The 24523-nt window shown below is 64.4% G+C and carries 23 protein-coding genes and 1 tRNA gene; 15 read left to right on the forward strand and 9 right to left on the reverse strand.

The features are described 5' to 3' along the window. The first annotated feature begins 10 nt into the window (after positions 1-10). On the forward strand, positions 11-2212 hold the full coding sequence (locus tag C7W88_RS08165) for a TonB-dependent receptor (RefSeq protein WP_162895959.1): 2202 nt from the start codon (positions 11-13) through the stop codon (positions 2210-2212). A gap of 37 nt (positions 2213-2249) precedes the next feature. Here C7W88_RS08165 and C7W88_RS22600 read toward each other — a convergent pair whose 3' ends face one another. From C7W88_RS22600 to C7W88_RS08180, 4 genes are all read right to left on the reverse strand, one after another. Then, positions 2250-2393 (reverse strand): hypothetical protein, encoded by a 144-nt coding sequence (locus C7W88_RS22600; protein ID WP_162895960.1) that lies wholly within the window; start codon positions 2391-2393, stop codon positions 2250-2252. After that, positions 2390-3343, reverse strand: a complete 954-nt coding sequence (locus tag C7W88_RS08170) for a hypothetical protein (protein ID WP_118073171.1) — start codon at positions 3341-3343, stop codon at positions 2390-2392. Before C7W88_RS08170 ends, C7W88_RS22600 begins: the two co-directional genes overlap by 4 nt. Before the next feature lie 126 nt (positions 3344-3469). Then, positions 3470-4111: a maleylacetoacetate isomerase gene (maiA, locus tag C7W88_RS08175; protein WP_118074659.1), complete on the reverse strand. Its 642-nt coding sequence runs from the start codon at positions 4109-4111 to the stop codon at positions 3470-3472. Positions 4112-4254: 143 nt separating this feature from the next. Continuing rightward, a tRNA-Ser gene (locus C7W88_RS08180) sits at positions 4255-4347 on the reverse strand. A gap of 217 nt (positions 4348-4564) precedes the next feature. Between C7W88_RS08180 and C7W88_RS08185 the strand changes: the two genes are divergently transcribed. Next, positions 4565-5359, forward strand: coding sequence for a DUF1134 domain-containing protein (locus C7W88_RS08185; protein WP_118073172.1), 795 nt, complete (start codon positions 4565-4567; stop codon positions 5357-5359). Between the two features lie 123 nt (positions 5360-5482). Beyond that, positions 5483-6652: an amino acid aminotransferase gene (locus C7W88_RS08190; RefSeq protein WP_118073173.1), complete on the forward strand. Its 1170-nt coding sequence runs from the start codon at positions 5483-5485 to the stop codon at positions 6650-6652. 61 nt (positions 6653-6713) lie between these two features. Here the strand turns inward: C7W88_RS08190 and C7W88_RS08195 are convergent, their stop codons facing one another. Next, positions 6714-7634 carry an SDR family NAD(P)-dependent oxidoreductase gene (locus C7W88_RS08195; RefSeq protein ID WP_118073174.1) on the reverse strand — a complete coding sequence of 307 codons (921 nt, stop codon included), beginning with the start codon at positions 7632-7634 and terminating at the stop codon, positions 6714-6716. Further along, positions 7631-8551 carry an SDR family NAD(P)-dependent oxidoreductase gene (locus C7W88_RS08200; protein WP_118074660.1) on the reverse strand — a complete coding sequence of 307 codons (921 nt, stop codon included), beginning with the start codon at positions 8549-8551 and terminating at the stop codon, positions 7631-7633. The genes C7W88_RS08195 and C7W88_RS08200 overlap by 4 nt, the downstream gene beginning before the upstream one ends. A gap of 160 nt (positions 8552-8711) precedes the next feature. Between C7W88_RS08200 and C7W88_RS08205 the strand changes: the two genes are divergently transcribed. The 7 genes from C7W88_RS08205 to C7W88_RS08230 all read left to right on the forward strand — a co-directional run bounded on the left by C7W88_RS08205 (position 8712) and on the right by C7W88_RS08230 (position 15866). After that, positions 8712-9764 (forward strand): MFS transporter, encoded by a 1053-nt coding sequence (locus C7W88_RS08205; RefSeq protein ID WP_240344886.1) that lies wholly within the window; start codon positions 8712-8714, stop codon positions 9762-9764. Then, entirely contained in the window at positions 9764-10102 is a 339-nt protein-coding gene (locus C7W88_RS23620; protein ID WP_240344887.1) for an MFS transporter, read from the forward strand. Before C7W88_RS08205 ends, C7W88_RS23620 begins: the two co-directional genes overlap by 1 nt. A 72-nt stretch (positions 10103-10174) precedes the next feature. After that, the gene (locus C7W88_RS08210) at positions 10175-10915 is read left to right on the forward strand and encodes a nuclear transport factor 2 family protein (protein WP_118074661.1); all 741 of its coding nucleotides are present in this window, start codon (positions 10175-10177) and stop codon (positions 10913-10915) included. A 58-nt stretch (positions 10916-10973) separates the two neighbouring features. Further along, entirely contained in the window at positions 10974-12404 is a 1431-nt protein-coding gene (locus tag C7W88_RS08215; RefSeq protein ID WP_118073175.1) for an NAD-dependent succinate-semialdehyde dehydrogenase, read from the forward strand. 88 nt (positions 12405-12492) lie between these two features. Further along, a complete protein-coding gene (locus tag C7W88_RS08220; protein WP_118073176.1) occupies positions 12493-13167 on the forward strand; it encodes a DUF2490 domain-containing protein in 675 nt (224 codons plus the stop codon). 37 nt (positions 13168-13204) lie between these two features. After that, a complete protein-coding gene (locus C7W88_RS08225) occupies positions 13205-14260 on the forward strand; it encodes an amidohydrolase family protein (protein WP_118073177.1) in 1056 nt (351 codons plus the stop codon). A 22-nt stretch (positions 14261-14282) separates the two neighbouring features. Continuing rightward, entirely contained in the window at positions 14283-15866 is a 1584-nt protein-coding gene (locus tag C7W88_RS08230; protein ID WP_118073178.1) for an MFS transporter, read from the forward strand. Between the two features lie 4 nt (positions 15867-15870). On the opposite strand, the gene C7W88_RS08235 is transcribed toward C7W88_RS08230, so the two are convergent. Together C7W88_RS08235 and C7W88_RS08240 are read right to left on the reverse strand one after the other, a co-directional pair. Beyond that, complete coding sequence (locus C7W88_RS08235; RefSeq protein WP_205525277.1) at positions 15871-16332, reverse strand: DUF3237 domain-containing protein; 462 nt, start codon at positions 16330-16332, stop codon at positions 15871-15873. Next, positions 16329-17849 carry a carotenoid oxygenase family protein gene (locus C7W88_RS08240; RefSeq protein ID WP_240344888.1) on the reverse strand — a complete coding sequence of 507 codons (1521 nt, stop codon included), beginning with the start codon at positions 17847-17849 and terminating at the stop codon, positions 16329-16331. Before C7W88_RS08240 ends, C7W88_RS08235 begins: the two co-directional genes overlap by 4 nt. Before the next feature lie 46 nt (positions 17850-17895). On the opposite strand from C7W88_RS08240, the gene C7W88_RS08245 reads away from it, so the two are divergent. The 5 genes from C7W88_RS08245 to C7W88_RS08265 all read left to right on the forward strand — a co-directional run bounded on the left by C7W88_RS08245 (position 17896) and on the right by C7W88_RS08265 (position 23070). Beyond that, positions 17896-18369: a MarR family winged helix-turn-helix transcriptional regulator gene (locus C7W88_RS08245; protein ID WP_118073179.1), complete on the forward strand. Its 474-nt coding sequence runs from the start codon at positions 17896-17898 to the stop codon at positions 18367-18369. A gap of 46 nt (positions 18370-18415) precedes the next feature. Then, complete coding sequence (locus tag C7W88_RS08250) at positions 18416-19741, forward strand: MFS transporter (protein WP_118073180.1); 1326 nt, start codon at positions 18416-18418, stop codon at positions 19739-19741. Positions 19742-19879: 138 nt separating this feature from the next. After that, positions 19880-21028, forward strand: a complete 1149-nt coding sequence (locus tag C7W88_RS08255) for a dipeptidase (RefSeq protein ID WP_240344889.1) — start codon at positions 19880-19882, stop codon at positions 21026-21028. Positions 21029-21110: 82 nt separating this feature from the next. Then, entirely contained in the window at positions 21111-21488 is a 378-nt protein-coding gene (locus C7W88_RS08260) for a VOC family protein (RefSeq protein ID WP_118073182.1), read from the forward strand. A gap of 124 nt (positions 21489-21612) precedes the next feature. After that, positions 21613-23070: a DUF4403 family protein gene (locus C7W88_RS08265; protein ID WP_118074664.1), complete on the forward strand. Its 1458-nt coding sequence runs from the start codon at positions 21613-21615 to the stop codon at positions 23068-23070. Positions 23071-23073: 3 nt separating this feature from the next. Here C7W88_RS08265 and C7W88_RS08270 read toward each other — a convergent pair whose 3' ends face one another. Further along, entirely contained in the window at positions 23074-24489 is a 1416-nt protein-coding gene (locus C7W88_RS08270; RefSeq protein WP_118073183.1) for a short-chain fatty acyl-CoA regulator family protein, read from the reverse strand. Positions 24490-24523: the final 34 nt, after the last annotated feature.

Below are 24523 nucleotides of genomic sequence, written 5' to 3' on the forward strand. Positions count from 1 at the left end.
GGAGGATACCATGAAGACTCAGTATCTACTGGGCTGCGCGATGACGCTTGCCCTTGTCACCCAGCCGGGCACCGCGTTTGCACAAGCGGCGCAGGATACGGCCAGCGCGTCAGAGGAAGCGAGCGAGGGCGTTGGCGAGATCATCGTCACGGCGCAGCGTCGCAAGGAAAAGCTCCAGGACGTCGCCGTCTCCGCAACCGCCTTCGATGCCAGTGCGCTGGCCGACAAGGCGGTGACCAATCTGGCAGACCTGCAGAATGCCAGCCCTGCGCTGTCCATTTCCGATGGTGGCATCACCCAGTCGATCAACATTCGCGGCATCGGCCTTGCCAGCAATTCGCCAAGCGTGACGGCAGGTGTCGCAACTTATGTCGACGGCCTGTTCCAGCCACCGATCGTGCAGGCCAACAGCTTCTACGACCTTGCCAGTGTCGAAGTGCTGCGCGGGCCGCAGGGGACGCTGGTCGGTTCCAACTCCACCGGCGGCGCAATCTTCATCAACACGCAGAACCCGCTGCTGGATGAAGGCCTTGGCGGCTATGCCGTGTTCGGTGCCGGCAATTACAACTCGGTCCAGTCCGAAGGTGCAGTGAACCTGCCGGTGTCCGATACCTTCGGCTTCCGCGCCGCAGGCTTCTATCGCAACCGCGACAGCTTCTACACCAGCGTCGGCCCCGTATCCAACCAGGCCGGCAGGCTGCGCGAAGGCGGTGGACGCCTGACCGCGATGTGGAAGCCCGGTTCGTTTCAGGCCCTTGCCAAGGTCTCGTTCAACGATCGTGATTCGGGCGGTTATGCCTATCGCCCGATCCTCGGTACGCCCTACGATGCGTTCCGCGTGGGCGATATCCGCACGATCAGCTTCGATACGCCTGTGGCAGAGCGGCAGAAGGCGTTCCAGGCCAGCCTCGAACTTCGCCAGGAACTGGCCAGCGGCATCACCCTGCGTTCGGTCACCGGCTATCAGCACAAGCGCATCAAGGCCCTGAACGACCTGGATGCCTCGGCGGGACCGGGCGGCATTGCCGAAGACTACTTCGCGGGCGAAAAGGTCTACACGCAGGAATTCAACGTCATCTCGCCGACCGAGGGCCGGTTCGACTGGATTCTTGGCGGGTACTTCCAGCGCAACGACATTGCGATCCGCATCCTGCAGGACCAGCAGGGCTTCCGCACCGACATCATCGGCGGCAACCAGCGCACCACCACCGGCCTCTTCGCGCAAGGCAACTACGAGATCGTCCCTGGTCTCGAAGCCCAGCTTGGCGCGCGGTATTCCACCTACAAGGCCACTGGCGAGGGCGACGTGAAGATCGGCAGGGGCATCCCCGACTTCCCGCCAAACGGGCTTTCGGTTGCATCGCTGGCTGGCAGCCACAAGGATTCGCTGGCCACCGGCAAGTTCGCGCTCAACTGGAAGGTCGATGCCGACAACCTGCTCTATGCGCTCGTCGCGCGCGGCTACAAGCCGGGCGGCTTCAATTCGCCCACCTCGAACTTCGATCCGGAGCGCGTGATCAGCTATGAAGCAGGGTGGAAATCCGCCTTCCTGCGCAACCGCATTCGCACCCAGGTCAGCGCCTTCTACAACAAGTACGCCAACTTCCAGTTCAACGTGGTCGAACCCACCACCGGCTTTGCCGGCGTCGAGAACATCTCGACCGTCGAGATCAAGGGTGTTGAGGCACAGGTGCAAGGGCGCTTCGGCGGCTTCGGCTTCGATGCCAACGTGGCCTATGTGGACTCGGACCTTGCCAGCGTCACCTTCGTCAACACCCGGACGTTCGGCGGCGCAGCCCTTGGCCCTCAATGCGCGACCGGTGCGCCCTCCAACCCCCCGGTCTGCTTTGACTACACGCCGTTCATCCAGACCACCGGCGGCGGCCCCAACCTCTATGCGCCGCGCTGGACGTGGGGTGGCGGCGTAGAATACGAGATTCCGCTCGGCGGGGAGATGTCGCTGACGCCGCGGGTGAACTATGCCTATGTCGGTGAGCAGTTCACCTATATCGGCTATTCGCCGCTGTCGGACCGCCTCAACCCGCGCGGCCTGCTTTCGGCAATCGTGACGCTCAGGATAAACGACAGGCTGAAGCTCGAGGCCTGGGGCACGAACCTGACGAACAAGGACTATATCACCGGCCAGCTGAACTCGAACGAGTTCTACGGCGCACCGCGGGAGTACGGGGTCAAGCTGAACGTCACCTTCTGACGCGCAGAGGTCGGAGCGGAAGGACCGTTCCGGCCTCTCACAACCTGGCAAGAGACTGGCACACCTGCCGCACCAGATCGGCCTGTCTGCCAACGCCCGCCTTGGCCAGCGCGCTCTTGAGCTGCATGCGCGCGGTGCCCTCGGCAATGCCGCGATGCGATGCGTAGTCCTTGACCGTCATCCCCCGACAAGGTGCGCGGTCAGGGTCGCTTCGGCCATCGTCAGCCCGAACAGGCTGGCCACTTCGGCTGCATCGATCCGGGGAGCCGTGCCGGGCGAGCACAGCGCCAGCAAGGCAAGGTTGCGTCCCCATTTGCGCTTGTCTGCCGCATCGCGGCGCAGCACGCGCAAGTGCAGGACTTCGGCTGGCTGCTCACCGGGCACGCGGCAGGTATCGCCCAGCGTTCCCGCAATCGCGGCGCGGACAACGCCGGTGGCTTCGCTCGCGCCAAACCGCAATCTGCCGCGCACCTGGGTGACCTGTGGCAAGGCATCGATAAGCGCCTCGGCAGCAGCGTTCATCCAGTGGATGCCGAGATCCGTGTCGCAGGCGACCAGCGCCAGACTGGTGGAGTCCATGAAGGCCTCGGCAACCGAGAGGCGCGCCTCGTATCCTGCCATGCTCGTCACCAGTCTGGAGACCTGCCGGAAATGCGGCAGCAGCAGGTTGAGGAAGTGCAGGTCTTCCTCGGTCATGTCGCGCCCGTCGCCAGCGTGGCGATGAAAGATCAGCGTCGTATGTTCGCCCGGCACGGTCTTGCAGCCGAGCCAGAACCCTGCGCCAAGACCACAGCCCGCAAGGCCGCGCCTGAGAGCTTCCCGATCGCTTGCCGTCAGGGCAATGCTGCGCTGGTCGCTCTCGATCTCGTCCTGCCCGCGCGGTTCGGTGTCGCGGCGAAACCGCGGGTTGAGGGGCGAATTGGCCCAGGTGTCGTGCGTCTTGGCTTCCTGGGTAGACCAGGTGTCACGCAGACTGGTGACCGGCACCAGATCGTCCCCGTCGGTTATCAGCCGCTGGAATACCGCGCTTGCCACGCCCAGGCGCAATTTGATCGCGTCGAGGACCTCGGTCCAGCGAGCATCCTCGCCGACCGCGCCGTACATGGCCGCAACGAGATCGTTGTCGCTCACCCTCGGCTCGCACTCCTCTTCGCGCTGCCCATCGTTCTCCGTTTCAGGGCATGCCGTGGCTTTAACCGAGTTTGCGGTCCGGCGATACCGTTTCGGCTAAGTGGTCTGTCGCGCCATGCCGCTGCGTCACGATGGCGCATCGGGCTGCCGCTCCGGCGCTGCAGACGCGAAGGCGGCAAGCTTCATGCATTCGCTCTCGATCGCGGCAATCCGCCCCAAGTCGAACCTCGCGCCAAAGCGGCGTGCATTGCCCAGTTGCGGCACCAGCACCACGTCGGCCAGCGTAAGCTGATCGCCAAAGCAGTAGGGACCATCGAAGTCCGCGATAAGCGCGGCAAAGGCATTCAGTCCGCTTTCGATAACCTCGGCTGCCCAGGCATTGGTCTCGCTTTCGTCCAGTCCACGCCGCCGCAGCATCTTGAGCACCTTCAGGTTCTGCACCGGGTGGATGTCGCAGGCGATGACTTGCGCCGCGGCGCGAACCTTGGCGCGCTCCAGCGGCGTTGCCGGCAGCAGCGGGGGCTGGGGATGCAGCTCGTCCAGATATTCGCAGATCGCAAGGCTCTGGGTGAGGACGTCGCTCCCGGTGACCAGCGCAGGCACGAACCCTTGCGGATTGAGCGCGACGTAGTCCGGCGCCTTCTGCTCGCCCGCCCGCAAGTCGTGCGCTACGCCCCGCCATTCGAGCCCCTTGAGGCCAAGCGCGATGCGTACGCGCCACGTCGCCGTAGAGCGCCAGAAACCATGCAGGATCAATGGGTCAGTCATGAGTCGTCCACCAGTCATGCCGGTGGTATCGCCCAAGACCAAGCTAGATGCCATCCCGGAGCCAACCACCCGGACGACCAGCAAAGGTCGACCGGTCTGGGTGTCCATCACTTTCTGGGAGGGCTTCGCGGCATTGCGCATGGTGGCGGAGACGGAGGGATTCGAACCCTCGGTACCGGATTTACCAGTACGACGGTTTAGCAAACCGTTGGTTTCAGCCACTCACCCACGTCTCCGGATCGCAGCGGCGAGGGCGCGCTATAACGAGGGTTGTGGGGGCGGCAAGGGGCTGTCGGGCAAAAATCCGGCCAAATCGAAAATCATCCCGGGAAGGCGGTTCGCCGCGTTTTGGACTCGGCTCATCGCCGGTTCATTGTCGTGGCGTCAGCCTTGGATTCTGCATGAAGGGCAGGGGTGCGCGAATGCGCGCGAAGATCGGGACGGACGGGAATCATGATCACATTGTCGAAAGCGCGCACCTTGGTAACCGGCCTTGCCGCTTGCCTTGCGCTCACCACCAGCGCCGCTTTCGCGCAGGTCCAGACCGTCGATCCCAACGCCGTGATCGACGGTGACCTGGCGCCACAGTCCAATCCGCCTGTCCCGGCGCAAGGCCCTGCGGCAACGCCCGCCGGTGCCGAGGCCGGGTCGCTCCCTGCGCTCCCGGCCGATGCCCCGCCGCCCGCCTCGGCACCCTATCAAACCCCGGCACCGGCCACACTGCCGCCTGCGCCCGCAGCGGCAACGCCTCAATCGGCAACCAGCAACACCTACAAGGACGATGATCTGATCGGTGCCGCCGAGGGCGTGTTCGGCAAGGGCGCTGCAGGCCTTGCCGATCTGATCAAGGACCTGCTCAAGAAGCAGGGTGAGCCCAACGCCTACATCAAAGGCCGCGAAGCCGGCGGCGCGCTGGTCGTCGGCCTGCGCTATGGCTCCGGCACGCTCCACCACAAGGTCGAGGGCGAGCGCCCGGTCTACTGGACCGGCCCGTCGATCGGCTTCGATGCCGGCGCCAACGCCGCCAGCACCTTCGTGCTGGTCTACAACCTGTTCGACAGCGAGGAGCTCTACAAGCGTTTCCCGGCGGGCGAGGGGCAGGCCTATCTCGTCGGCGGTTTCCACGTCAGCTATCTGCGCAAGGGCGATACCGTGCTGATTCCCGTCCGCTCCGGTGCAGGCTTGCGCCTTGGCATCAACGGCGGTTACATGAAGTTCTCGCGCAAGCAGAACTGGTTCCCGTTTTGACGGTTTCGCGCAATATCGCTGCAAATTGCCCCCCGCATACCTTATAATTGAAATGTAGGGTTGCCCCGAGGCCTTCCGGCGGCATGGAGCCGCCGCAATTTGCTCCCCGCAAAGGAAGGCCTCATGCTCGAAAATCTTGCCGCCCAGCCCGCCGACGCACTTCTGGCGCTGATCAAGCTCCACAATGCCGATCCGCGCGCTGACAAGATTGACCTCGGCGTGGGCGTCTACCGCACGTCCGAGGGCGACACGCCGGTGTTCAAGGCGATCAAGGCCGCTGAAGCCAGGTTGCTCGAGACGCAGGATTCCAAGGCCTACCTCGGCCCCGAAGGCGACATGGGCTTCGTCCACGCGCTGATCCCCTACGTCTTCGGCAAGGACTTCGACCGTTCGAAGGTCGAGGGCATGCAGGCTCCTGGCGGAACTGGTGCCGTGCGTCTCGCCATCGAGGTGGCGAAGCGTTCGGGCGTCAAGCGCGTATGGATGGGCACGCCGTCGTGGCCCAACCACGCCCAGATCATCGCAGCCGTGGGTGTCGAACTGAAGACCTTCAGCCACATGACGGCCGACGGCTTTGCCGATCTTGACGCGCTCAAGGCTGCCCTTGCACAGGCCGAGCCCGGCGATGCCGTCCTTTTGCACGGCTGCTGCCACAACCCGACCGGCGTCGACTACACCGAAGCCCAATGGGACGAGATCGCGCCGCTGCTGGTCGAGCGCAAGGTCCTGCCGATCCTCGACCTTGCCTACCAGGGCCTCGGCGCTGGCATGGAAGCCGATGCCTATGGCCTGCGCAAGGTTCTCTCGGTCGTCCCCGAAGCACTCGTCGCCTACTCGTGCGACAAGAATTTCGGCCTCTATCGTGACCGCGTCGGCGCATTCTACGCCGTGACCTCCGATGCCACCGCACTCGCCAATGCCATGGCCAATGGCGCGACGATCGCCCGCGCTTCGTGGTCGATGCCGCCCGATCATGGCGCCGCTGCCGTCCGCCTGATCCTCGGCGATGCCGATCTTACCGCGATGTGGCTGGCCGAGCTCGACGAGATGCGCGATCGCATGCGCTGGGTCCGTGATCGCCTTGCTGCCGCGCAGCAGGTCGGCCCGATCAGCATGGCGCCATTGGGCGTGCAGAACGGCCTGTTCTCGATGCTGCCGCTGAATGGCGAACAGATCCTCGCCATCCGCGAACGCCACGGCGTCTACATGGCAGGGTCGGGCCGCATCAACATCGCCGGCCTGACCACGGGCAACATCGACAAGTTCGTCGAAGCCCTGCGCGACGTCGCCTGAAGACAGCGCGAAACCAACGAGAAAGGGCGGGGCCTTGCGGCTCCGCCCTTTTCGTTTGCGCTCAGAAGTCCGCAGCCCGCGATTGCCGCCGTGCTTCGGCAAAGCTGTCGGCGCGGAACTTCTCGAAGGCCACGCGCCGGTCATAGCCGGGGTCTTTCGGGTAGTCCTGATACTCGGCGATGATCTCGTCGAAGATCTCGCGCACTTCTTGCCTGTGGTCAGGGTGCGAGAAGATGTGCAGGCGGTTGGCCTTCATCGCCTCGATCACCCGCGCGCCGATCACGTCGGGCTCCATGCCGAATTCGTGCAGCCCCTGCAGCCGCTCCACCGCAGTCGGATCGACCGGCTTCATCGCGCCTTTCAGCGCATCGGGCCGCACGTCATCGCTGGCATAGATGTAGCTTTTCACCAGGCCGGGGCAGAGCACGGAGACGCCGATCTGATACTTCAGCAGCGAATAGTGCAGCGATTCCGAAAGGCCGCGCACCGCAAACTTGGTGGTGTTGTAGATGCCCGGGCTGCCCGCCGCGAGGAAGGCCGCCATCGACGCCGTGTTGACGACATGCCCGCCCTTCTGCTCGCCCGCCTTCACGCGCTCCACCATGCGCGGCACGAAGGTCATCACCCCGTTGATCACGCCGTGCAGATTTACGCCCAGCAGCCAGTCCCAATCGTCGTAGGAGGACTCCTCGATCGGCTGGAACAGGTTCACGCCCGCGTTGTTGCACAGGATCGAAACCGGCCCGAACTTCGCTTCGACCTCGTCCGCCGCCGCCTTGAAGCCATCGCGGCTGGCAACATCGAGCTGCACGCCCATCACTTCCCGGTTGTCTAGGCTGGCCAGTGCCTTGTCGATCGAATCCTGCCGGATGTCGGCAATGGCGACCTTGCACCCCTCGTTCAGCAGCTGGCGCACCAGCCCGATGCCCACGCCGTTCGCGCCCCCGGTGACAAAGGCGGTGCGTCCTGCAAAATCCTTCATGCGCCGCGAGCCTCCTTCAGCTTGTTCTGCCGCGCAATCTCCTCGGTGATCGCGGGGTTGCGGAACAGCATGGCGAAGGTCTGCTTGTATTCCGGGTTCTCGGGCAGGTGGGTCTGCACGGCAGCAGTGGTGGCAAGGCCGCGTTCTTCCACGCCGGTCAGGAATTCGGAGTGGGTGAGGATGTAGAGCTCGTCATTGAGGATGCCCTCCAGCACCCGCTGCCCGACCTGCTCCTTGGTCTGGTAGAGGTGCATGAAGTTGCCACCCGATGCGCGGCGCTTGTCCGCCTCGGCATAGCCGGTGTCGGCCAGATCGGCTGGTCGGGTCTTGGCGGCATCGGCGATATTCGATTGCACCGCGCCGGGGCAAAAGGCGCTGCAGATCACGCCGCGCGGTTCCAGTTCGGGCCGCATGCACTCCATCATCGAAGTGACTGCCGCCTTGCCCGACGAATAGATCGTGGTCATGCCCACCGGCACCAGCGCGCTCATCGATGCGGTGCAGACGATGTGGCCGCCTTCGCCATGGGCGAGGATGCGCGGCAGCATCGTGACAATGCCGTTGATCGTGCCACCGACGTTAACGCCCATGACCCAGTCCCAGTCGGCAAAGGTCGCCAGCTCCGTCGGCCCGACCACGGCAACGCCTGCATTGTTCACCAGGATGTGGATCTTGCCGAACTTCGCCTCGACCGCATCGGCCACGGCTGCGAACTGCTCGCGATTGGTCACGTCCAGCTTCAGCGCCAGCACGCGCTCACCGCCATCGAGTTCGGCGACTGCCGAATCGAGATGGTCCTGGCGGATGTCGGCAATGGTCACGTTCATGCCCGCGCCCAGCAGCGCCTTGGCGATGCCGAGGCCGATGCCGCTGGCGCCGCCCGTCACGAATGCTGTCTTGCCCGGCAGATTCTGCATCAGATCCTCTCCATCCATTGGCGCCCCCGACCCTCGGCAGAGGGCGGGGAATCATTTTTCACCTTGTGTATTCACCAGAGCGGAATTGTATGCAAGACTAACAATATCACCGCTTCGAAAAGGTCCACGAAAGGGCTGCTGCGGCGAGAGAGGAGAGCACATGGCAGGTGTCGCAGTCACGGCAGTTCCCGAGGCCGAGGTCCGGCAGGAGCGCGCCGAACATCCGGCAGGCGCGGCCTACTGGGCGCTGTTCGTGATCGTGCTGGCAACATTCCTGACGTTCTTCGATGCGATCACTTTCGGCATGCTGGCCGAGCGGATCAAGCGCGATTTCGGCCTCACCGATTCGCAACTGGGCTTCCTTGCGGGTCCGGCCAGCATCATCTGCTACCTCTTCGTTGGCATCCCGTTGGCGCGCCTCGCTGACATCTACCCGCGCAAGTACGTGCTGGGGGCAGGGGCCGCGCTGGTCGGCGTGATCATCTCGGCAGGCGGTCTTGCCCAGAGCTTCGGCCAGTTCGTCGGCAGCCGCGTGTTCCTCGCCGCTGGCGGCTCCGCCCACGCGCCTGCATCCTATTCGCTGCTGGCAGACGCTTTCCCGCCCAAGAAGCTGACGCGCGCCTTCGCCCTGCTGCAGTTCGGCTTCATCGGCGGCACCACCCTCGGCCCGCTGATCGGCGGCATGCTGGTGATGATGACCGCGCCCTGGGGGGCAACCCACCTCGGCCCGCTGACGATCCTCGGCTGGCAGTGGATCCTGATCTTCATGGGTATCCCCTCGCTGCTGGTCGGCCTGCTGTTCCTCACGATCAAGGAACCGCCGCGCATGGCCCCGGCAGCTGATGCGCCGACCGTTCCTGCCAATGCCACCTTCGGCCGCAAGATCCTGACCTTCATGGGGCTGGATGCCTTCCGCGCGATCAACGCCAAGCCCCGCGTCTACTACCCGCTGTTCGGCGCTTTGGCCCTCAGCGCGGTCGAGACCTTCGGCCTGCAGTTCTGGCGCGTGCCTTTCATGATCCGCACTTTCGGCTGGAACGAAGGGCAGATCGGTGCCGCGCTTGGCGTCACCGTACTGATCGCCTCGCTCTCCGGCCTGCTGCTCGGGGGCTGTTCGTCGAATGGCTGGCCAAGCGCTACAAGGACGCCAACGTCCGCGCCGCCACCTGCTGCGCTGCCGGGGTTACCGTCTGCACGATCACCGCCATCCTGATGCCCACGGCCTGGGGATCGCTGATCATGTTCGGCCTTTCGGGCATGTTCGGCATTGCGGGAGCCGTGCCGCAGAACGCTGCTGTCCAGCGCGTCGCCCCCAACGACATGCGCGGGCAGGTCACCGCCTTCTACCTGTTCATGTTCACCTTCTTCGGCGCGATGGGCAGTTACGTCGTCGGCAAGGTGCAGGACGGTCTGATCGGCGATCCTGCCCAGCTGTGGAAGGCCCTGCTGATCACCGCCAGCGTGCTCATGCCGCTCGCCACGTTCCTGATGTTCAAGGCCATCCGTCCCTATCGCGAGGAAGTTGAAAGGCTTGAGGCAATGGGGCGTTGACAGGACTCGCGCAGCCCGTCAGATTGTTAGTAAGACTTACAAAATAGATGCCAAAACATAAGGGAGTTGGACGTGTCCGATAATAGCCAGATTGCCGCGCTGGAAAGCCGCCTCGCCGATCTCGAAAAGCGCCTGACGGTGCGCGAGGACGAACTGGACATCCGCAAGCTGCAGCACCTCTACGGCTACCTGATCGACAAGTGCATGTATAACGAGACGGTGGACCTGTTCACCGACGATGGCGAGGTGCGCTTCTTCGGCGGCGTGTGGAAGGGCAAGGAGGGCGTCCGCCGCCTCTATGTCGAACGCTTCCAGAAGCGCTTCACCTATGGCAACAACGGCCCGATTGACGGCTTCCTGCTTGATCACCCGCAGTTGCAGGACATCATCAACATCCAGCCCGATGGCGTCACCGCACTGGGCCGCGCCCGCTCGATGATGCAGGCCGGTCGCCACAAGGACTACGAAGGCGATGCCCCGCATCTCAAGTCGCGCCAGTGGTGGGAAGGCGGCATCTACGAGAACACCTACAAGAAGGTGGACGGCGTGTGGCGGATGCATATCCTCAATTACATGCCGATCTGGCACGCCGATTTCGAACATGGCTGGGCCAACACCCCGCACGAATACGTGCCGTTCCCCAAGGTGACCTACCCCGAAGACCCGACCGGCCCGGACGAGCTGATCACCGACCACTGGCTGTGGCCGACCCACAAGCTCAACGCCTTCCACATGAAGCACCCTGTCACGGGTGAGGAAATGGTCGCACAGCGTTGGCAGGGCGACATCGACCGCGAGAACGCGCGGGCGTAAAAGCTTGCGGGCAGGGGCCCCTACCTCCCGGCTCCTGCCCGCAAACCATGGAACAGACATGACCCAGTATCCTTCGCTCCACATGATCATCGATGGCCAGCGCGTGCAGGGCGAAGGCCGCCGCACCCACACCGTCGTCAACCCCGCCACTGGCGAAACCATCGGCGAACTGCCGCTGGCCGAAGCCGCCGATCTCGATCGCGCGCTGGAAGTCGCCGCCAAGGGTTTCCGCATCTGGCGTGACAGCACGCCGCAGCAGCGCGCCGCCGTGCTGCAGGGCGCGGCGCGCCTGATGATGGAGCGGCAGGAGGATCTCGCCCGCATTGCCACGCTGGAAGAGGGCAAGACCCTGCCCGAGGCGCGCATCGAAGTCCTGATGAACGTCGGCCTGTTCAATTTCTACGCGGGCGAAGTCTTCCGCATCTATGGGCGCACGCTGGTCCGCCCTGCCGGACAGCGCAGCACGATCACGCACGAACCAGTCGGCCCCGTCGCCGCCTTCGCGCCATGGAACTTCCCGCTCGGCAACCCGGGGCGCAAGCTTGGCGCACCGATTGCGGCTGGCTGCTCGGTGATCCTCAAGGCCGCGGAAGAAACGCCCGCATCGGCATTGGGCGTGCTGCAGTGTCTGCTCGATGCCGGGCTGCCCAAGGAAGTGGCGCAGGCCGTGTTCGGCGTGCCTGATGAAGTCAGCCGCCACCTGCTCGGCTCGCCGGTGATCCGCAAGTTGTCGTTCACCGGCTCGACCGTCGTCGGCAAGCACCTCATGCGCCTCGCTGCCGACAACATGCTGCGCACGACGATGGAACTCGGCGGCCACGGTCCGGTCCTGATCTTCGGCGATGCCGATGTCGACCGCGCACTCGATACGATGGCCGCGTCCAAGTACCGCAACGCAGGGCAAGTCTGCGTCAGCCCCACGCGCTTCATTGTGGAAGAGAACGTCTTCGAACGCTTCCGCGATGGCTTTGCGCAGCGTGTCGGCCGCATCAAGGTCGGCAACGGCCTTGAGGATGGTTCGCAGATGGGCCCGATGGCCAACGCCCGCCGCCCCGAGGCGATGGACCGCCTGATCGGTGATGCCGTCACGCGCGGCGCACGCCTCCACACTGGCGGCGAACGCATCAGCAATGCCGGGTACTTCTACGCGCCCACGGTCCTCTCTGAAGTCCCGCTCGACGCCGCGATAATGAACGAGGAGCCGTTCGGCCCCGTCGCGCTGATCAACCCGTTCAGCGGCGAAGAGGCGATGATCGCCGAAGCCAACCGCCTGCCCTACGGTCTCGCCGCCTACGCCTGGACCGAAAGCGCCTCGCGTCAGAAGCGCCTCGCCCGCGAGATCGAAAGCGGCATGATCGGCCTCAACTCGACCATGATCGGCGGAGCGGACTCCCCCTTCGGTGGCGTGAAGTGGTCCGGCCACGGCGCCGAAGACGGCCCCGAAGGCGTCCTTGCCTGCATGGTCACCAAGGCCGTGCACGAAGGTTGATCGGCGGGCTTTGACGTGATTGGGAAACACCCGGGCAATGTGCCGACATTAACGCGCAAGGGTCATCCCCACTTGCCCGGAGCTTCCGATGCGGCGCACGCGTCTCCTGCTGGCCGCCGCCGGCCTCTGCTTCCCCGCCACGGCCATGGCCGCGCAGGAGGACGAACAGGTCTGGCTGGCCCAGTTCTCGACGATCGAGGTCGGGCAGAAGGTCCTGCTCTTCACCGATGTGCAACTGCGCTTCACCGATGGAGCGGACCGGCTGGGGCAGGTCCTGTTGCGTCCCGCCGTCGGCTATCGCATCACGCCCAGCGATACGCTGTTCCTCGGTTACGCCTATGTCCGCACCGAGCCGTTGAACGGCACGCCGACCGACGAGCACCGCATGTTCCAGCAGGCGCTTGTTCGCGTGGTCGGCGGCCCCGGCAAGACGACGGTTACCTCTCGCACCCGTCTCGAACAGCGCTGGCTGGAAGGGCGCTCCGGCATGGGCTGGCGCCTGCGTCAGCAGGTGCGCGTCGAAACGCCGGTGGCCAAGGGCCTCAACGCCATTGTCTGGGCCGAACCCTTCGTCAATTTCGACACGACCTCATGGGGCCAGCGCGCCGGGTTCGACCAGCTGCGCGGCTTTACCGGGGTGGGCGTACCTATCGCCAAGGGCATTGCCATCGAGGCGGGATATTCGGGCCAGTATGTCAACCGTTTCAACGTGCCCGATCGCATGAATCACATCGGCAGCCTGTCGCTCACCATCCGCAAATGATGGATCGCGGGCTGCCCTTCCCGGGAAGGAAGCCTGCATGACAACAGAACTCAAGACAGGTGGCGAACAGGGCTACCTGCGCATCGCCACCGAGGAAGCCTTCGCCACGCGCGAGATCATCGACGTTTACTTGCGCATGATCCGCGACGGCACGGCGGACCGCGGCATGGCCTCGCTCTGGGGCTTTTACGCCACTTCGCCGTCCGAACGCGCCATGCAGATCATGGACCGCCTGCTCGATCTGGGTGAGCGCCGCATCGCCGACATGGATTCGACTGGCATCGACAAGGCGATCCTCGCCTTGACCTCGCCCGGCGTACAGCCGCTGCTTGATGCCGAAGAGGCAAAGACTCTCGCTGCCCGCGCCAACGATACGCTTGCTGCTGCCTGTGAGAAGTATCCGGACCGCTACATCGGCATGGGCACGGTCGCCCCGCAGGACCCGGAATGGTCGGCGCGCGAGATCCATCGCGGTGCGAAGGAACTGGGCTTCAAGGGCATCCAGATCAATAGTCACACCCAGGGCCGCTATCTCGACGAGGAATTCTTCGACCCGATCTTCCGCGCCCTCGTCGAAGTCGATCAGCCGCTCTACATCCACCCCGCCACCTCGCCGGATTCGATGATCGGCCCGATGCTCGATGCCGGGCTGGATGGCGCGATCTTCGGCTTCGGCGTCGAGACCGGCATGCACCTCCTGCGCCTCATCACCATCGGCATCTTCGACAAGTACCCGAGCTTGCAGATCATGGTCGGCCACATGGGCGAGGCGCTGCCCTACTGGCTCTACCGCCTCGACTACATGCATCAGGCCGGCGTCCGCTCGCAGCGTTACGAGCGCATGAAGCCGCTCAAGAAGACCATCGCGGGCTATCTCCAGTCCAACGTCCTCGTCACCAATTCGGGCGTGGCGTGGGAGCCGGCGATCAAGTTCTGCCAGCAGGTCATGGGCGAGGACCGCGTGATGTACGCGATGGACTACCCCTACCAGTACGTCGCCGACGAAGTCCGCGCGATGGATGCCATGGACATGAGCGCTGAAACCAAGAAGAAGTTCTTCCAGACGAATGCGGAGAAGTGGTTCAAGCTTTGACCCGCGCCGGGAGGGAGAGCCAATGACCACAGAACCGCGCCGTACCTTGGCCCCCGGCGCATGGTACGCGCTGATCCTGGTAGCGCTGACCAACGCGATGAGCCTGCTCGATCGCCAGATCCTCGCGATCCTCGCGCCTGCGATCAAGAAGGACCTTGCCATCGGCGACGCCGAGATGGGCCTGCTCTATGGCACCGTCTTCGCGCTGTTCTACGCGCTGTTCTCGCTTCCCGTGGGGCGGCTGGCCGATGGCTGGGTCCGCACGCGCCTGCTGGCGATCAGCCTGCTGTTCTGGTCCGCCGCCACCGGCCTTGCCGGGCTGGCGTCGAGCTTCGCCATGCTCGCCCTGTCGCGCCTCGGCGTCGGCATCGGCGAGGCGGCGACCGCACCTGCGGGCACGTCGTTGCTCTATGACTTCTGGCCCAAGCACCGCCGCGGCTTCGTCATGTCGGTCATCGCTTCGGCCATCGCGCTCGGCCTTGGTGGTTCGCTGATCCTCGGCGGCGTCGCCGCGCACTGGTGGGACGCCAACCACGCGGCCGGCGGCCTCAAGGGCTGGCAATTCGCCTTCCTCGTCGCCGCCGCTCCCGGCTTCGTCCTCGCCGCCTTCCTGTGGATGCTGAAGGAGCCCGTGCGCGGCCAGATGGACGGAATCGAGACGGCGCCCGAAGCCCGCCCCTTCGCCAAGAGCCTCGGCCTGCTCGGCTCGGTCACGCCCGGCTTCCACTGGATCGGCATGAAGGGCAGGGGCGCCAGCCCTGCCATGGTGCGCGGCAACCTGCTGGCGCTCGTCCTGATCGCCGCCGCCGCCTTCGCCCTGACCTTGCTCAGCAACGCCATCAGCCCCAAGCCGCCGATGCAACTCGGCAGCGTCACGCTCAATCCCCACGCCCTGCAGTGGAGCGTGATCGGCCTCGGCGTCTTCGTGATCGTCAACCTGATGCAGGGCATGAAGCTGGGCGATTCCCAGGCCTTCCGCGTCATCTCGCGCTCACCCACGGTAATGATGTGCATTGCCGTCGGCACGCTGCAGTCGGTGATCAACTACGGGATGATGGCTTTCAACCCCAGCTTCCTGATCCGCACGTACGGCCTGACCATGCAGGAAACCGCGCTGCAGTTCGGACTGCTGTCGGCGGCCATGGGCATCATCGGCCCGCTGGCATGGGGACCCCTGTCAGACTGGCTGAACCAGCGCTTCCCCGGCGCCGGCCGCGCCTGGGTCGCACTCTTCGCGATGGCCGTCTCGCCGGTCATGTCGTTCTGGGTCTATTACGCCGCCGATCCCGGCAGCTTCTACGCCCGCTTCCTGATCTACAGCTTCATCCTCACCGGCTGGATGCCGCCGCTCTACGCGATCATGTACGATCAGGTGCTGCCGCGCATGCGAGGTCTCACCTCCAGCCTCTACCTGCTGGTCATGACGATCCTCGGCATGGGCATCGGCCCCTACGTCGTCGGCCTCCTGTCCGACGCTACCGGATCCTTGCGCACCGCGATGCTCTCGATCAATGCGGTCGCGATCCCGATCGCGGTCCTGATGCTGTTCATCGCTCGCCGCGCACAGCGGGATGAAGGGGCACTTTTGGAGAGAGCGGAAGGGTGACCGCTCAGGTCACCCGCCACACCCACAGCTTGATCCCCAGCGGAAAGCGCGCGCCCGAGCAGACGAAGATCGACCTGTTCATCCAGTCATACTTCCCCTTGGGCGCGATGAACTCCGGAACAGTGCGGAAGTAATACTCCGCCGGGTCAACCTCCTGTCCGGAGGCCAGCCGCTGCATTACCTCGGGTGGGCCATGGCGCAGCCCGCGATTGCGGATCTGGATCACCACCCCATCATCCGTCTCGAGCGCATAGATCGCGTCGGCAACGGTGACGCCGTCGGGCCGGGTCACCTGCCAGTCCGCCGCATTGCCGATCAGCTTGCCCTTGATTAGCGGCCCCTCGACCCGCCCGCCGCCGACAATCGGAATGATCCGCCGCGTGCCGTCATAGGTCTCGCCAATCGCCACCGGCGGCTCAAGCTCGCCCGTTGCCTCATAGACGAACTCGAGGCCGGGTTGGATCACGCCGCCATCTCCTTCTCGACCAGCCCGATCTCGTCCGCATTCGCCCAGTTGCCATGCAGGCCAAAACGCAGGCGGATCGGGATGTGTACCGTGGCCACCGGACCTTTCTCGATCTCCAGCGCGTCGAAGATCAGCAGGTCGCTGCGCTGTTCCTCCAGACGGTTACACACCTGCACGATCCAGCCGTCGCCTTCGGGCGCATCCTTCGAACGCGGCACGAAACATGGCTCCTGCAGGCTGGAGACCGGCCCGCACCACCAGTGCTGCTCGCGCCCGGTTTCGAAGTCCTTGTGGAACAGGCAGTTCATCAGCAACCCGCCGGCACTGCCGCCCCGAAGCTCGACCGGCCTCTTCATGTCCATCTCGAGGAACCAGCCGTGGCGCGTCTTGCGTCCGGCAAAGCGGTCATCGATGCGCGGAAACTCGGCAGCCGTGTCCGAAAGTTTCACGATCTCGGCAAAGTCCTCGCCGTTGCTCGCCATGTCCACCACCCAGTCGGTCGGGTAGCTCATCGCTTCCATGCCGTTGAACGGCGCGCCGTGGACGTCGGGGAAGAACGGGAACATGTTGTTCTTCGCCTCGCAGGTGACGAAGTGCACCTTCGTGCCCTCCTGCCAGGCGTTGAGCACGTGGCTGGCAAAGCAGTTGTCGCGGGTGAACCAGCGGATGTCTTCCTGCCGCACGTCGTCGCGGCGGGGAATGATACCAAGGTGCACCGGCTTGGTCGTGTCGAAGCCGAAGTGCGGCATGCCCTTTTCCAGCCGCTCCCAGCTGCCGATCGACGGCACGATGTGCAGCACCAGGTAATCCTCGGTGATGCCGAAGTCGTGCATCATGCAGTAGTAGGGCACCTTGAACCACACCTCGCGGATCAGCTCACCCTCGGGGCTCACTTCCATGTAGGTCACGTCGTCGGTGCATAGCCCGCTCGCGGCATAGCCGATGGCGACCATGTTGCCCGTTTTCGGGTCCACCTTGGGATGGGCAGTGAAAGTCTGGCCGGTCATCTTCCCGCCGAACTTCTCGAACCCGAACGTCTCCATCGTCGCCGGGTCCATGACGAGGGCAGGGGAGTCCTCCTTCATGGCCCACAGCTTGCCGCCGAAGATGAAGGCGTTGGTGTTGGCGGTCGAACGGATCTCGCCCTTCACCGCCTCGTCGTCGGTCAGCGGATTGCGATAGGCGCCGAACAGGGCCTTTCCGGCCGCGTTTTCCAGCTTCCACTTGTCGGTCTTGGCCCAGCGCTGGCGGAAGTCCACCTGGCCATCATGGATGTGGAACCGGGTGATCATGCCATCGCCGTTGAACGCGATGTCATTGGCAAGGCGCGGAGGAAACTGCGGGTCGGGCTGGACGCGGTAGAATGCGCCGTTTAATCCTTCAGGAATCGTGCCCTCGTGCGCGAGGTCGGCAATGTCTGCCTCGATCCGCGATGGCGTGTTGAATCCCGTGAAGCTGGGGTGTTCGGAAATTGAGCCATGGCATCCTCCTCGCGATATTGTATGTATTGCTAACAATTAGACAAGCGCATTCGTTGGGGCCGCGTTTGTTGGGGGAAGGGCATTGATCAAGGACAAATTCGCCGACGCCATCGCACCCGTCGGCCACACCGACGAGGACGACGTCGGCGCGATCAACGATATTCTCGGCTTCCACATCCGTCTCGCCCACGGCGCGTGCCTCAGGCATTTCACAGAAACCTTCACTGATCTCGATCTCACGCAGAAGCAGGTCTCGGTGCTCTGGCTGGTCGATGATCACCCCGGCATCGCGCAGACCGATCTGGCGCAGCGCCTGCGCATGGACCGTGCCACCACCATGGCCATCATCAACCGCCTTCAGGCCAAGCACTTCCTGCGGCGCGACCGCTCACCCAAGGACGGGCGCAAGCAGGCGCTGTTCCTCGAACCCGATGGCACCCGGATGCTGGGCCGTGCCAAGCAGGCCATTGGCGAGCACGAGGCCTGGGTGAAAAGCCGCTTTTCCGACAAGGAAGTGCGGCAGCTCATCGAACTGCTTTCCAGAATCCACGAATAAGTTATAACAGATAGCAATAAGTGTTTTTGGAGAGGAATCGGGCCGCATGTCACAAACCCCGCGCGAGGTGATCGAGCAGACGCCGATGGGCGTTCGCCAGTGGATCGTGGTGGTCCTGATGGTGCTGTTGAACGCGCTCGACGGGTTTGACGTATTGTCGAGCGCCTTTGCCGCGCCGGGGATCACCGCCGAGTGGGGCATTGCCCGCCCGGCGCTGGGCGTGGTGCTTTCGGCCGAACTGCTCGGCATGGGCTTCGGTTCGGTGCTGCTGGGCGGCGCGGCAGACCGCTATGGCCGCAAATCCACCATGCTGGTCTGCCTCGTGCTGATGGCGATCGGCATGTACCTGGCAAGCATTGCGGCGTCGGTTCAGCCGATGGTCGCTTACCGGTTCCTCACTGGCATCGGCATCGGCGGGATGCTCACGACCACCAACGCGGTGGTTGCCGAAAGCACCAACAGCCGCTGGCGCTCCATCGCCATCGCGGTCTACGTGGCGGGCTATCCGCTGGGCGCGATCGTCGGCGGCATTGCCGCTTCGGAATGGCTGCTACCGACCTACAGCTGGCACGCGGTGTTCCTGTTCGGCGCGGTGGTGACCGCGGTGTTGATCCCGGTCATTCTGGTGCTGGTGCCGGAAACGGCGGCCTATTTGGTGACGAAGCGCAATCTCGCGGGCGTGAACCGCACGCTCGCCGCTTTCGGCAAGCCTGCCGTCAGCGATCTGCCAGTGATCGTGCCGGGCGCCGCCAAGCCGCGCGTTACCGATATCCTGTCAAACCCCAGACTGCGCCCGGTCACCCTGCTGCTGGCGTTCGGCTACACATTCCACTGCATCACCTTCTATTACATCCTGAAGTTCGGCGTGCAGATCGTGTCCGATTATCCGCCGGGCTATCCTCCGGCACAGGCGGCCACGGTGCTGACATATGCCAACATCGGCGGGTTCCTCGGCAGTGCGCTCTTCGGCTTCGTGATGGCACGGCTGGGAGTCAGGTGGCCAACCGCGCTGATGCTGCTGATCGGCGCGATGCTGGTGGCTTGGTTCGGCACCGGTCGTGATACGTTGAGCGCTTGGCAAATGGCGACGATGATCGCCGGCTTCTTCACCAATGCGGCGATCAGCGGCTATTATGCCGCCTTCGCGCGCGGCTTTCCGGCTTATGCGCGGGCCACCGGCACAGGTTTCGCGCTGGGCGTGGGGCGGCTGGGCGCTGCGGGAAGTCCGCTGCTGGCGGGCACCCTGTTCGGCTGGCTGGGGGATGACCAGCTGCTGACGGTGTCTGTCATCATGGCGATGGGCTCGGTTGCCAGCCTCGTGCTGTTCCTGATGCTGCCCGAGCGTGATGGCGACGACGTGGTGGCCGAGTAGGATCGCTTCATCATACGCCGTTATCGGGAAGGGTGAAATGCGCGTGACCAGAAGCCTCGTTTTGCCCCTTGTTTGTCTGGCCCTGTTAGGGGGAGTTGCGGGGGAGTTGCCGCAGAGTCCCCGCAGAGTTCGCGAGAGTTGGAAAGTTCCTCGCCGCTGGTCTGGGACGGCCACAACGACGTACCCGAACAGCTGCGCGAACGCCGCAAGGACGTGCTGGAAGGCTTTGATTTCAATGACTCCCGTGCGTCGGGCATGATGACCGACCTGCCCGGAATGCGCGCCGGAAACGTCGGCGCACAGTTCTGGTCGGTCTATGTCTCGGCCGATCTGTCTGAACCGCAGGCAGTGCAGGCAACACTCGAACAGATCGACGTGATGAAGCGCCTGATCGCGCGGCATCCGGCTGAGATGCAGTTCTGCACCGACACCGCTTGCGTCGAAAAAGCGTGGAAATCAAGGAAGATAGCCTCGCTTCTCGGCATGGAAGGCGGCCATTCCATCGGTGGTTCCTTGGGCGTGCTGCGCCAGATGTATGCCCTCGGCGCGCGCTACATGACGCTGACCCACTTCAGGAACAACGCCTGGGCCGACAGCGCCACCGACGCCCCGGCGCACGATGGTCTGACGCCGTTAGGTGTCAAAGTTGTCAAGGAAATGCAACGGCTTGGCATGCTGGTCGATCTCGCCCACGTGAGCGAGGCGACGATGCGCGACGTGCTCGCGCTGGGCGGTCCGCCGCCGATCGTAAGCCACTCCAACGCCCGCGCGATCAACCAACACGCCCGCAATATATCGGACGAGACGCTGAAGGCCATCGGCGCAGCGGGCGGGATTGTCATGGTCAACTTCTACCCGCCCTATGTCGTTGAAGCGGCACGACAATGGAGCGCGTCGCGCGATGCCGAAGTGGCTCGCGCCAAGGCACTTAACCGCGGCGATCCCGATGCCGAGAAGGCCGCGATCGAAGCATGGGACAAGGCCAACCCGATGCCGCGCGGCAGCATCAAGGATGTCGCCGATCACATTGATCACATTGCGAAACTGATCGGCGCCGACCACGCCGGCCTCGGCGGAGACCTCGATGGTGTCGAAGCCACGGTCCAGGGCTTGGAGGACGTCTCGACCTATCCCGCGCTCTTCGCCGAGTTGAAGCAGCGCGGATGGTCGCAGGCGAACCTTGCAAAACTGAGCAGCGGCAACATGTTGCGCGTGATGAAGGCGGCTGAAATCTATGCCGCCGCGCACCGCGCCGACCCGCCGCTCGAAAGCCCGGCAACGTTCTGACGTTTCATTTTCGCTCTCGACGCAGTGACAGGATCACGGCAAGATAGTTTGGTTCAATAACAATCTGGACGGAGAGACCACCTTGTTCACCCACACTTTCCTCGGCACCAACGACATTGAAAAATCGCGCAAATTCTACAGCGCGGTGATGCAGACGCTCGGCCACAATGCGGTGGAACTGCCGCACGGCACGCTGTTCCCTTCGCCCAACGGCTCGCTGATCGTGGCCAAGCCCGGCAACGGCGAAGCGCACACCGTCTCGAACGGCTACACCCTCGGCTTCAAGGCGGCTGACTCCTCGGTGGTCGATGCCTGGCACGCCGCCGGACTTGCCAACGGCGGCACCTGCGAAGGGCAGCCGGGCGTGCGCGAAAATTCGCCGGGCAAGCAGTACGGAGCTTACCTGCGCGATCCCGATGGCAACAAGATCTGCGCTTTCGCGCCCAATCCGAACGCCTGATTCCGTTCGATCCGACGATTAAAATTGTGGCAGGGCAGGGGCTTGGCGCTCCTGTCCTGTTTTCTTGGGCTGTCGGCTCGCCGCGCCGGGGCACCATTTGGCCGCATGCAGCGTTGAGGGCGACATGCACCGCCTCCTCGCTCCGCTCGCAATCCTCCTCGCCTTGTCCGGCTGCAATGGCGCAGGCGGGGGCGGCAAGCCCGTCCGCACGTCCGACGCGATCGAGGTCGAGCCTGCGCCGTCGCTGATCACGGTCCCGGTAGAGGCCGATCTGGCCGACCTGTCTCGCGTGCTGGAACGCGAGATTCCCCAGCAGTTGTGGACGATCGACAAGCCGGGCCAGACCTGCGTCAAGAGCAAGGGCCTGGACATCGGCATCGCCACGATCAAGACGCCAAGGCTGAAGTGCCGCATCATCGGCGCGGTCACACGCGGGAGCCTGCGGCTGGAAGGATCAGGCCGCGACATCCGCATCGCGATGCCGCTCCATGCCAAGATCCGCGCCGAAAACGTCGCCGGGCTGATCGACGAATCCGCAACTGCCGATGCCATGGCCCATGCCGTTGTGCGGCTCGACATCGCGCCTGACTGGACTCCGCGCGGCAGGGTGGACATCAGCTATGACTGGACCGACGCACCCCACGTCGATTTCATGGGGCAGCGCATCGACATTGCCGACAAGGCGGATGAGAAACTGCGGCCGGTCATTGCCAAGCTCGAACGCGATCTGCCGGGAGAACTGGGCAAGCTGCACTTGCGCGAGGCGGTGGCCAAGGCCTGGGCCGATGCTTTCACCACGGTTTCGCTGAACCGTGAAAACCCGCCGGTGTGGATGCGCATTACTCCGCGTGAATTGCGCTATGGCGGCTATCAGGTGGTTGGTGGCAAGCTGCGGTTGCGGCTGGGCCTCCAAGCCTTGACCGAGACCTTCGTCGGCCAACGACCGGCTGATCCCAAGTCCGCTCCCTTGCCGAACATGAAGCGGCTGGAGCAGAGCGCGGGCAAGCTCGAATTCTTCCTCCCGGTCTTTGCCGACTATCGCGAACTTGAGCCGGTGCTGATGAAGGCGCTGACGAAGCGGTCGGCACAGCCGTTCGACGTGCCTGGCGTGGGCCCGGTCATGGCGCAGTTCAAGGCGGTGGAGATCTATGGCACCAAGGGTGGCAAGATCGCGGTCGGTATCAACTTTTCCGCCCGTCCTCAGGCGGGTGGGGAGACTGCCAGCGGCACGGTGTGGCTCACCGGAAAGCCGGTGAATGCGAAGAACTCCCGCCGTGTCGGCTTCGAGGACCTGAGCGTCAGCGGCACGACCGACATGACCGGCGGCGATCTGATCATCGACCTGATCAATGCGCCGGGCGTGGCGCAGTACGTGGCCTCGTCGCTGACCCAGGATTTCGAGCGCGACTATGCCAAGTTGCTCGGCAAGGTCGACCGCGCGATCGAGGTCAAGCGCGAGGGCGATTTCATTGTCGAGGCGGACCTGCTGCGCACTCGCTCCGGACAATTGCAGGCGGCGGGGCAGGGGCTTTACCTGCCGGTCTGGGCTACCGGCACGGCGACTGTGCGCGTGGTGAACTGACCATCATGGCGTAAAGTCTGTGATCCCATAGGGCACCAGATCGCGTTCGTGCGGATCGACGACGATGGCGCGGTCGCTGGGCGGGAAGGCGCGCTGATCGCACTTGTCGCGCGGGCAGATGCGGCAGGAGATGCCGATCCGGGTGACCGCCTCGGGCCGGGCGAGGTTGATGCCGTCGGCATAGATGAATTCGTCAGCCAAAGCGGCTTCGCAACCCAGCGCCACGGCATAGCGGCGGGGTGTGCGGTAGTAGCTGCCCGAAGGCTTCACCAGCCCCTTGGCAATCGAGACATAGCGCACGCCATCGGGCATTTCGGCGGCCTGGACGTGGATGCGGTCGGGGATCGCCACGGCTTCGTGCACCACCCATAGCGGACAGGCGCCGCCGAAGCGGGCGAACTGCAGGCGCGTGGCGGAGTGGCGCTTGGTGATGTTGCCGGCCATGTCGACGCGGCAGAAGAACATCGGAATGCCGCGTGCCTGCGGGCGTTGCAGCGTCGAGAGGCGGTGGCAGACCTGTTCGAAGCTGGCGCCGAAGGTCAGACGCAACTGGTCGATATCGTGGCGCAGCGCACGGGCGCGGGTGCGGAACCACTCGTAGGGCATGATCAGCGCGCCCGCCGCATAGTTGCCGAGGCCCACCGTCAGCAGCTGGCGCGCGGCGTCGGACTGCAGCGTTGCCTCACCGACAATCGCGCTGATCTCCTCGCGCAGGGCTTCGGCGGCAAGCTGGTAGGCGATCTGGAAGCGAGCGGATTCAATGGGTTGGTTGGGGTCGATCGTCAGCCGCCGTGCCTCTGGATCGAAGCGGCGCATGGCCCCGCCGCTGACCTGCTCGACCGCGATGCCACGGCTTTCAAGCCAGATCGCCATCTGCGCCGAGGTTGGCGTCATGCCGGTGCCGGACAGGCGCACGGCGAGTCGTTCGGCGGCGCGGTCGATGCTGTCGACGTAGTTGTTGGCGTGGTGGAACCAGTCGCGCACTTCCTCCCACGGCAGGCGGCCGCCGGAAATGCTGTCCGAACCCAAGGCTTCGTCGATGGCTTCGAGGCGCTGGACCGAGCGGCGATGCTGGTCCCACAACTGCGCAAAGGCGTGAGCAAATGCGGGATATTGCTCGGCCACGCGCTCCACCTGATCGCCGGGAAGCATCTGGCCGAGCATCGGATCGGCCGTGGCATCGCGCAGCGCGGAGAGCACGGGTTCGACCCGGTCCGCGGCGAAGTCCTGCCATTCGACCGGGAAGCTTTGCTGCAACCGGTCAGTCAGCGCAGGGGTGAGTGGGCGCTCGTCATTCTCGATCTGCGAGAGATACGAGGCGCTGATGCCCAGAAGCGATGCCATCTCGCCCTGACGCAGCTTGCGCGTGATGCGCAAGGCCTTGAGCTGTTCGCCTGCAAACAAGCGGCGTCGCGCCATTTATACCGTCCCTCAACTCCGGCCAGTTTTGCAA

Origin of the sequence: Novosphingobium sp. THN1, from assembly GCF_003454795.1 — a bacterium.
In the GTDB taxonomy this organism is placed as follows: domain Bacteria; phylum Pseudomonadota; class Alphaproteobacteria; order Sphingomonadales; family Sphingomonadaceae; genus Novosphingobium.

What these genes read in the sequence shown, in the direction of transcription:
- C7W88_RS08165 (WP_162895959.1), top strand. Translation starts at nt 11, where the DNA reads ATGAAGACTCAGTATCTACTGGGCTGCGCGATGACGCTTGCCCTTGTC.
- C7W88_RS22600 (WP_162895960.1), bottom strand. Translation starts at nt 2,393, where the DNA reads ATGACGGTCAAGGACTACGCATCGCATCGCGGCATTGCCGAGGGCACC.
- maiA (WP_118074659.1), bottom strand. Translation starts at nt 4,111, where the DNA reads ATGACTGACCCATTGATCCTGCATGGTTTCTGGCGCTCTACGGCGACG.
- C7W88_RS08185 (WP_118073172.1), top strand. Translation starts at nt 4,565, where the DNA reads ATGATCACATTGTCGAAAGCGCGCACCTTGGTAACCGGCCTTGCCGCT.
- C7W88_RS08190 (WP_118073173.1), top strand. Translation starts at nt 5,483, where the DNA reads ATGCTCGAAAATCTTGCCGCCCAGCCCGCCGACGCACTTCTGGCGCTG.
- C7W88_RS08195 (WP_118073174.1), bottom strand. Translation starts at nt 7,634, where the DNA reads ATGAAGGATTTTGCAGGACGCACCGCCTTTGTCACCGGGGGCGCGAAC.
- C7W88_RS08200 (WP_118074660.1), bottom strand. Translation starts at nt 8,551, where the DNA reads ATGCAGAATCTGCCGGGCAAGACAGCATTCGTGACGGGCGGCGCCAGC.
- C7W88_RS08205 (WP_240344886.1), top strand. Translation starts at nt 8,712, where the DNA reads ATGGCAGGTGTCGCAGTCACGGCAGTTCCCGAGGCCGAGGTCCGGCAG.
- C7W88_RS23620 (WP_240344887.1), top strand. Translation starts at nt 9,764, where the DNA reads ATGCCCACGGCCTGGGGATCGCTGATCATGTTCGGCCTTTCGGGCATG.
- C7W88_RS08215 (WP_118073175.1), top strand. Translation starts at nt 10,974, where the DNA reads ATGACCCAGTATCCTTCGCTCCACATGATCATCGATGGCCAGCGCGTG.
- C7W88_RS08220 (WP_118073176.1), top strand. Translation starts at nt 12,493, where the DNA reads ATGCGGCGCACGCGTCTCCTGCTGGCCGCCGCCGGCCTCTGCTTCCCC.
- C7W88_RS08225 (WP_118073177.1), top strand. Translation starts at nt 13,205, where the DNA reads ATGACAACAGAACTCAAGACAGGTGGCGAACAGGGCTACCTGCGCATC.
- C7W88_RS08230 (WP_118073178.1), top strand. Translation starts at nt 14,283, where the DNA reads ATGACCACAGAACCGCGCCGTACCTTGGCCCCCGGCGCATGGTACGCG.
- C7W88_RS08250 (WP_118073180.1), top strand. Translation starts at nt 18,416, where the DNA reads ATGTCACAAACCCCGCGCGAGGTGATCGAGCAGACGCCGATGGGCGTT.
- C7W88_RS08265 (WP_118074664.1), top strand. Translation starts at nt 21,613, where the DNA reads ATGCACCGCCTCCTCGCTCCGCTCGCAATCCTCCTCGCCTTGTCCGGC.
- C7W88_RS08270 (WP_118073183.1), bottom strand. Translation starts at nt 24,489, where the DNA reads ATGGCGCGACGCCGCTTGTTTGCAGGCGAACAGCTCAAGGCCTTGCGC.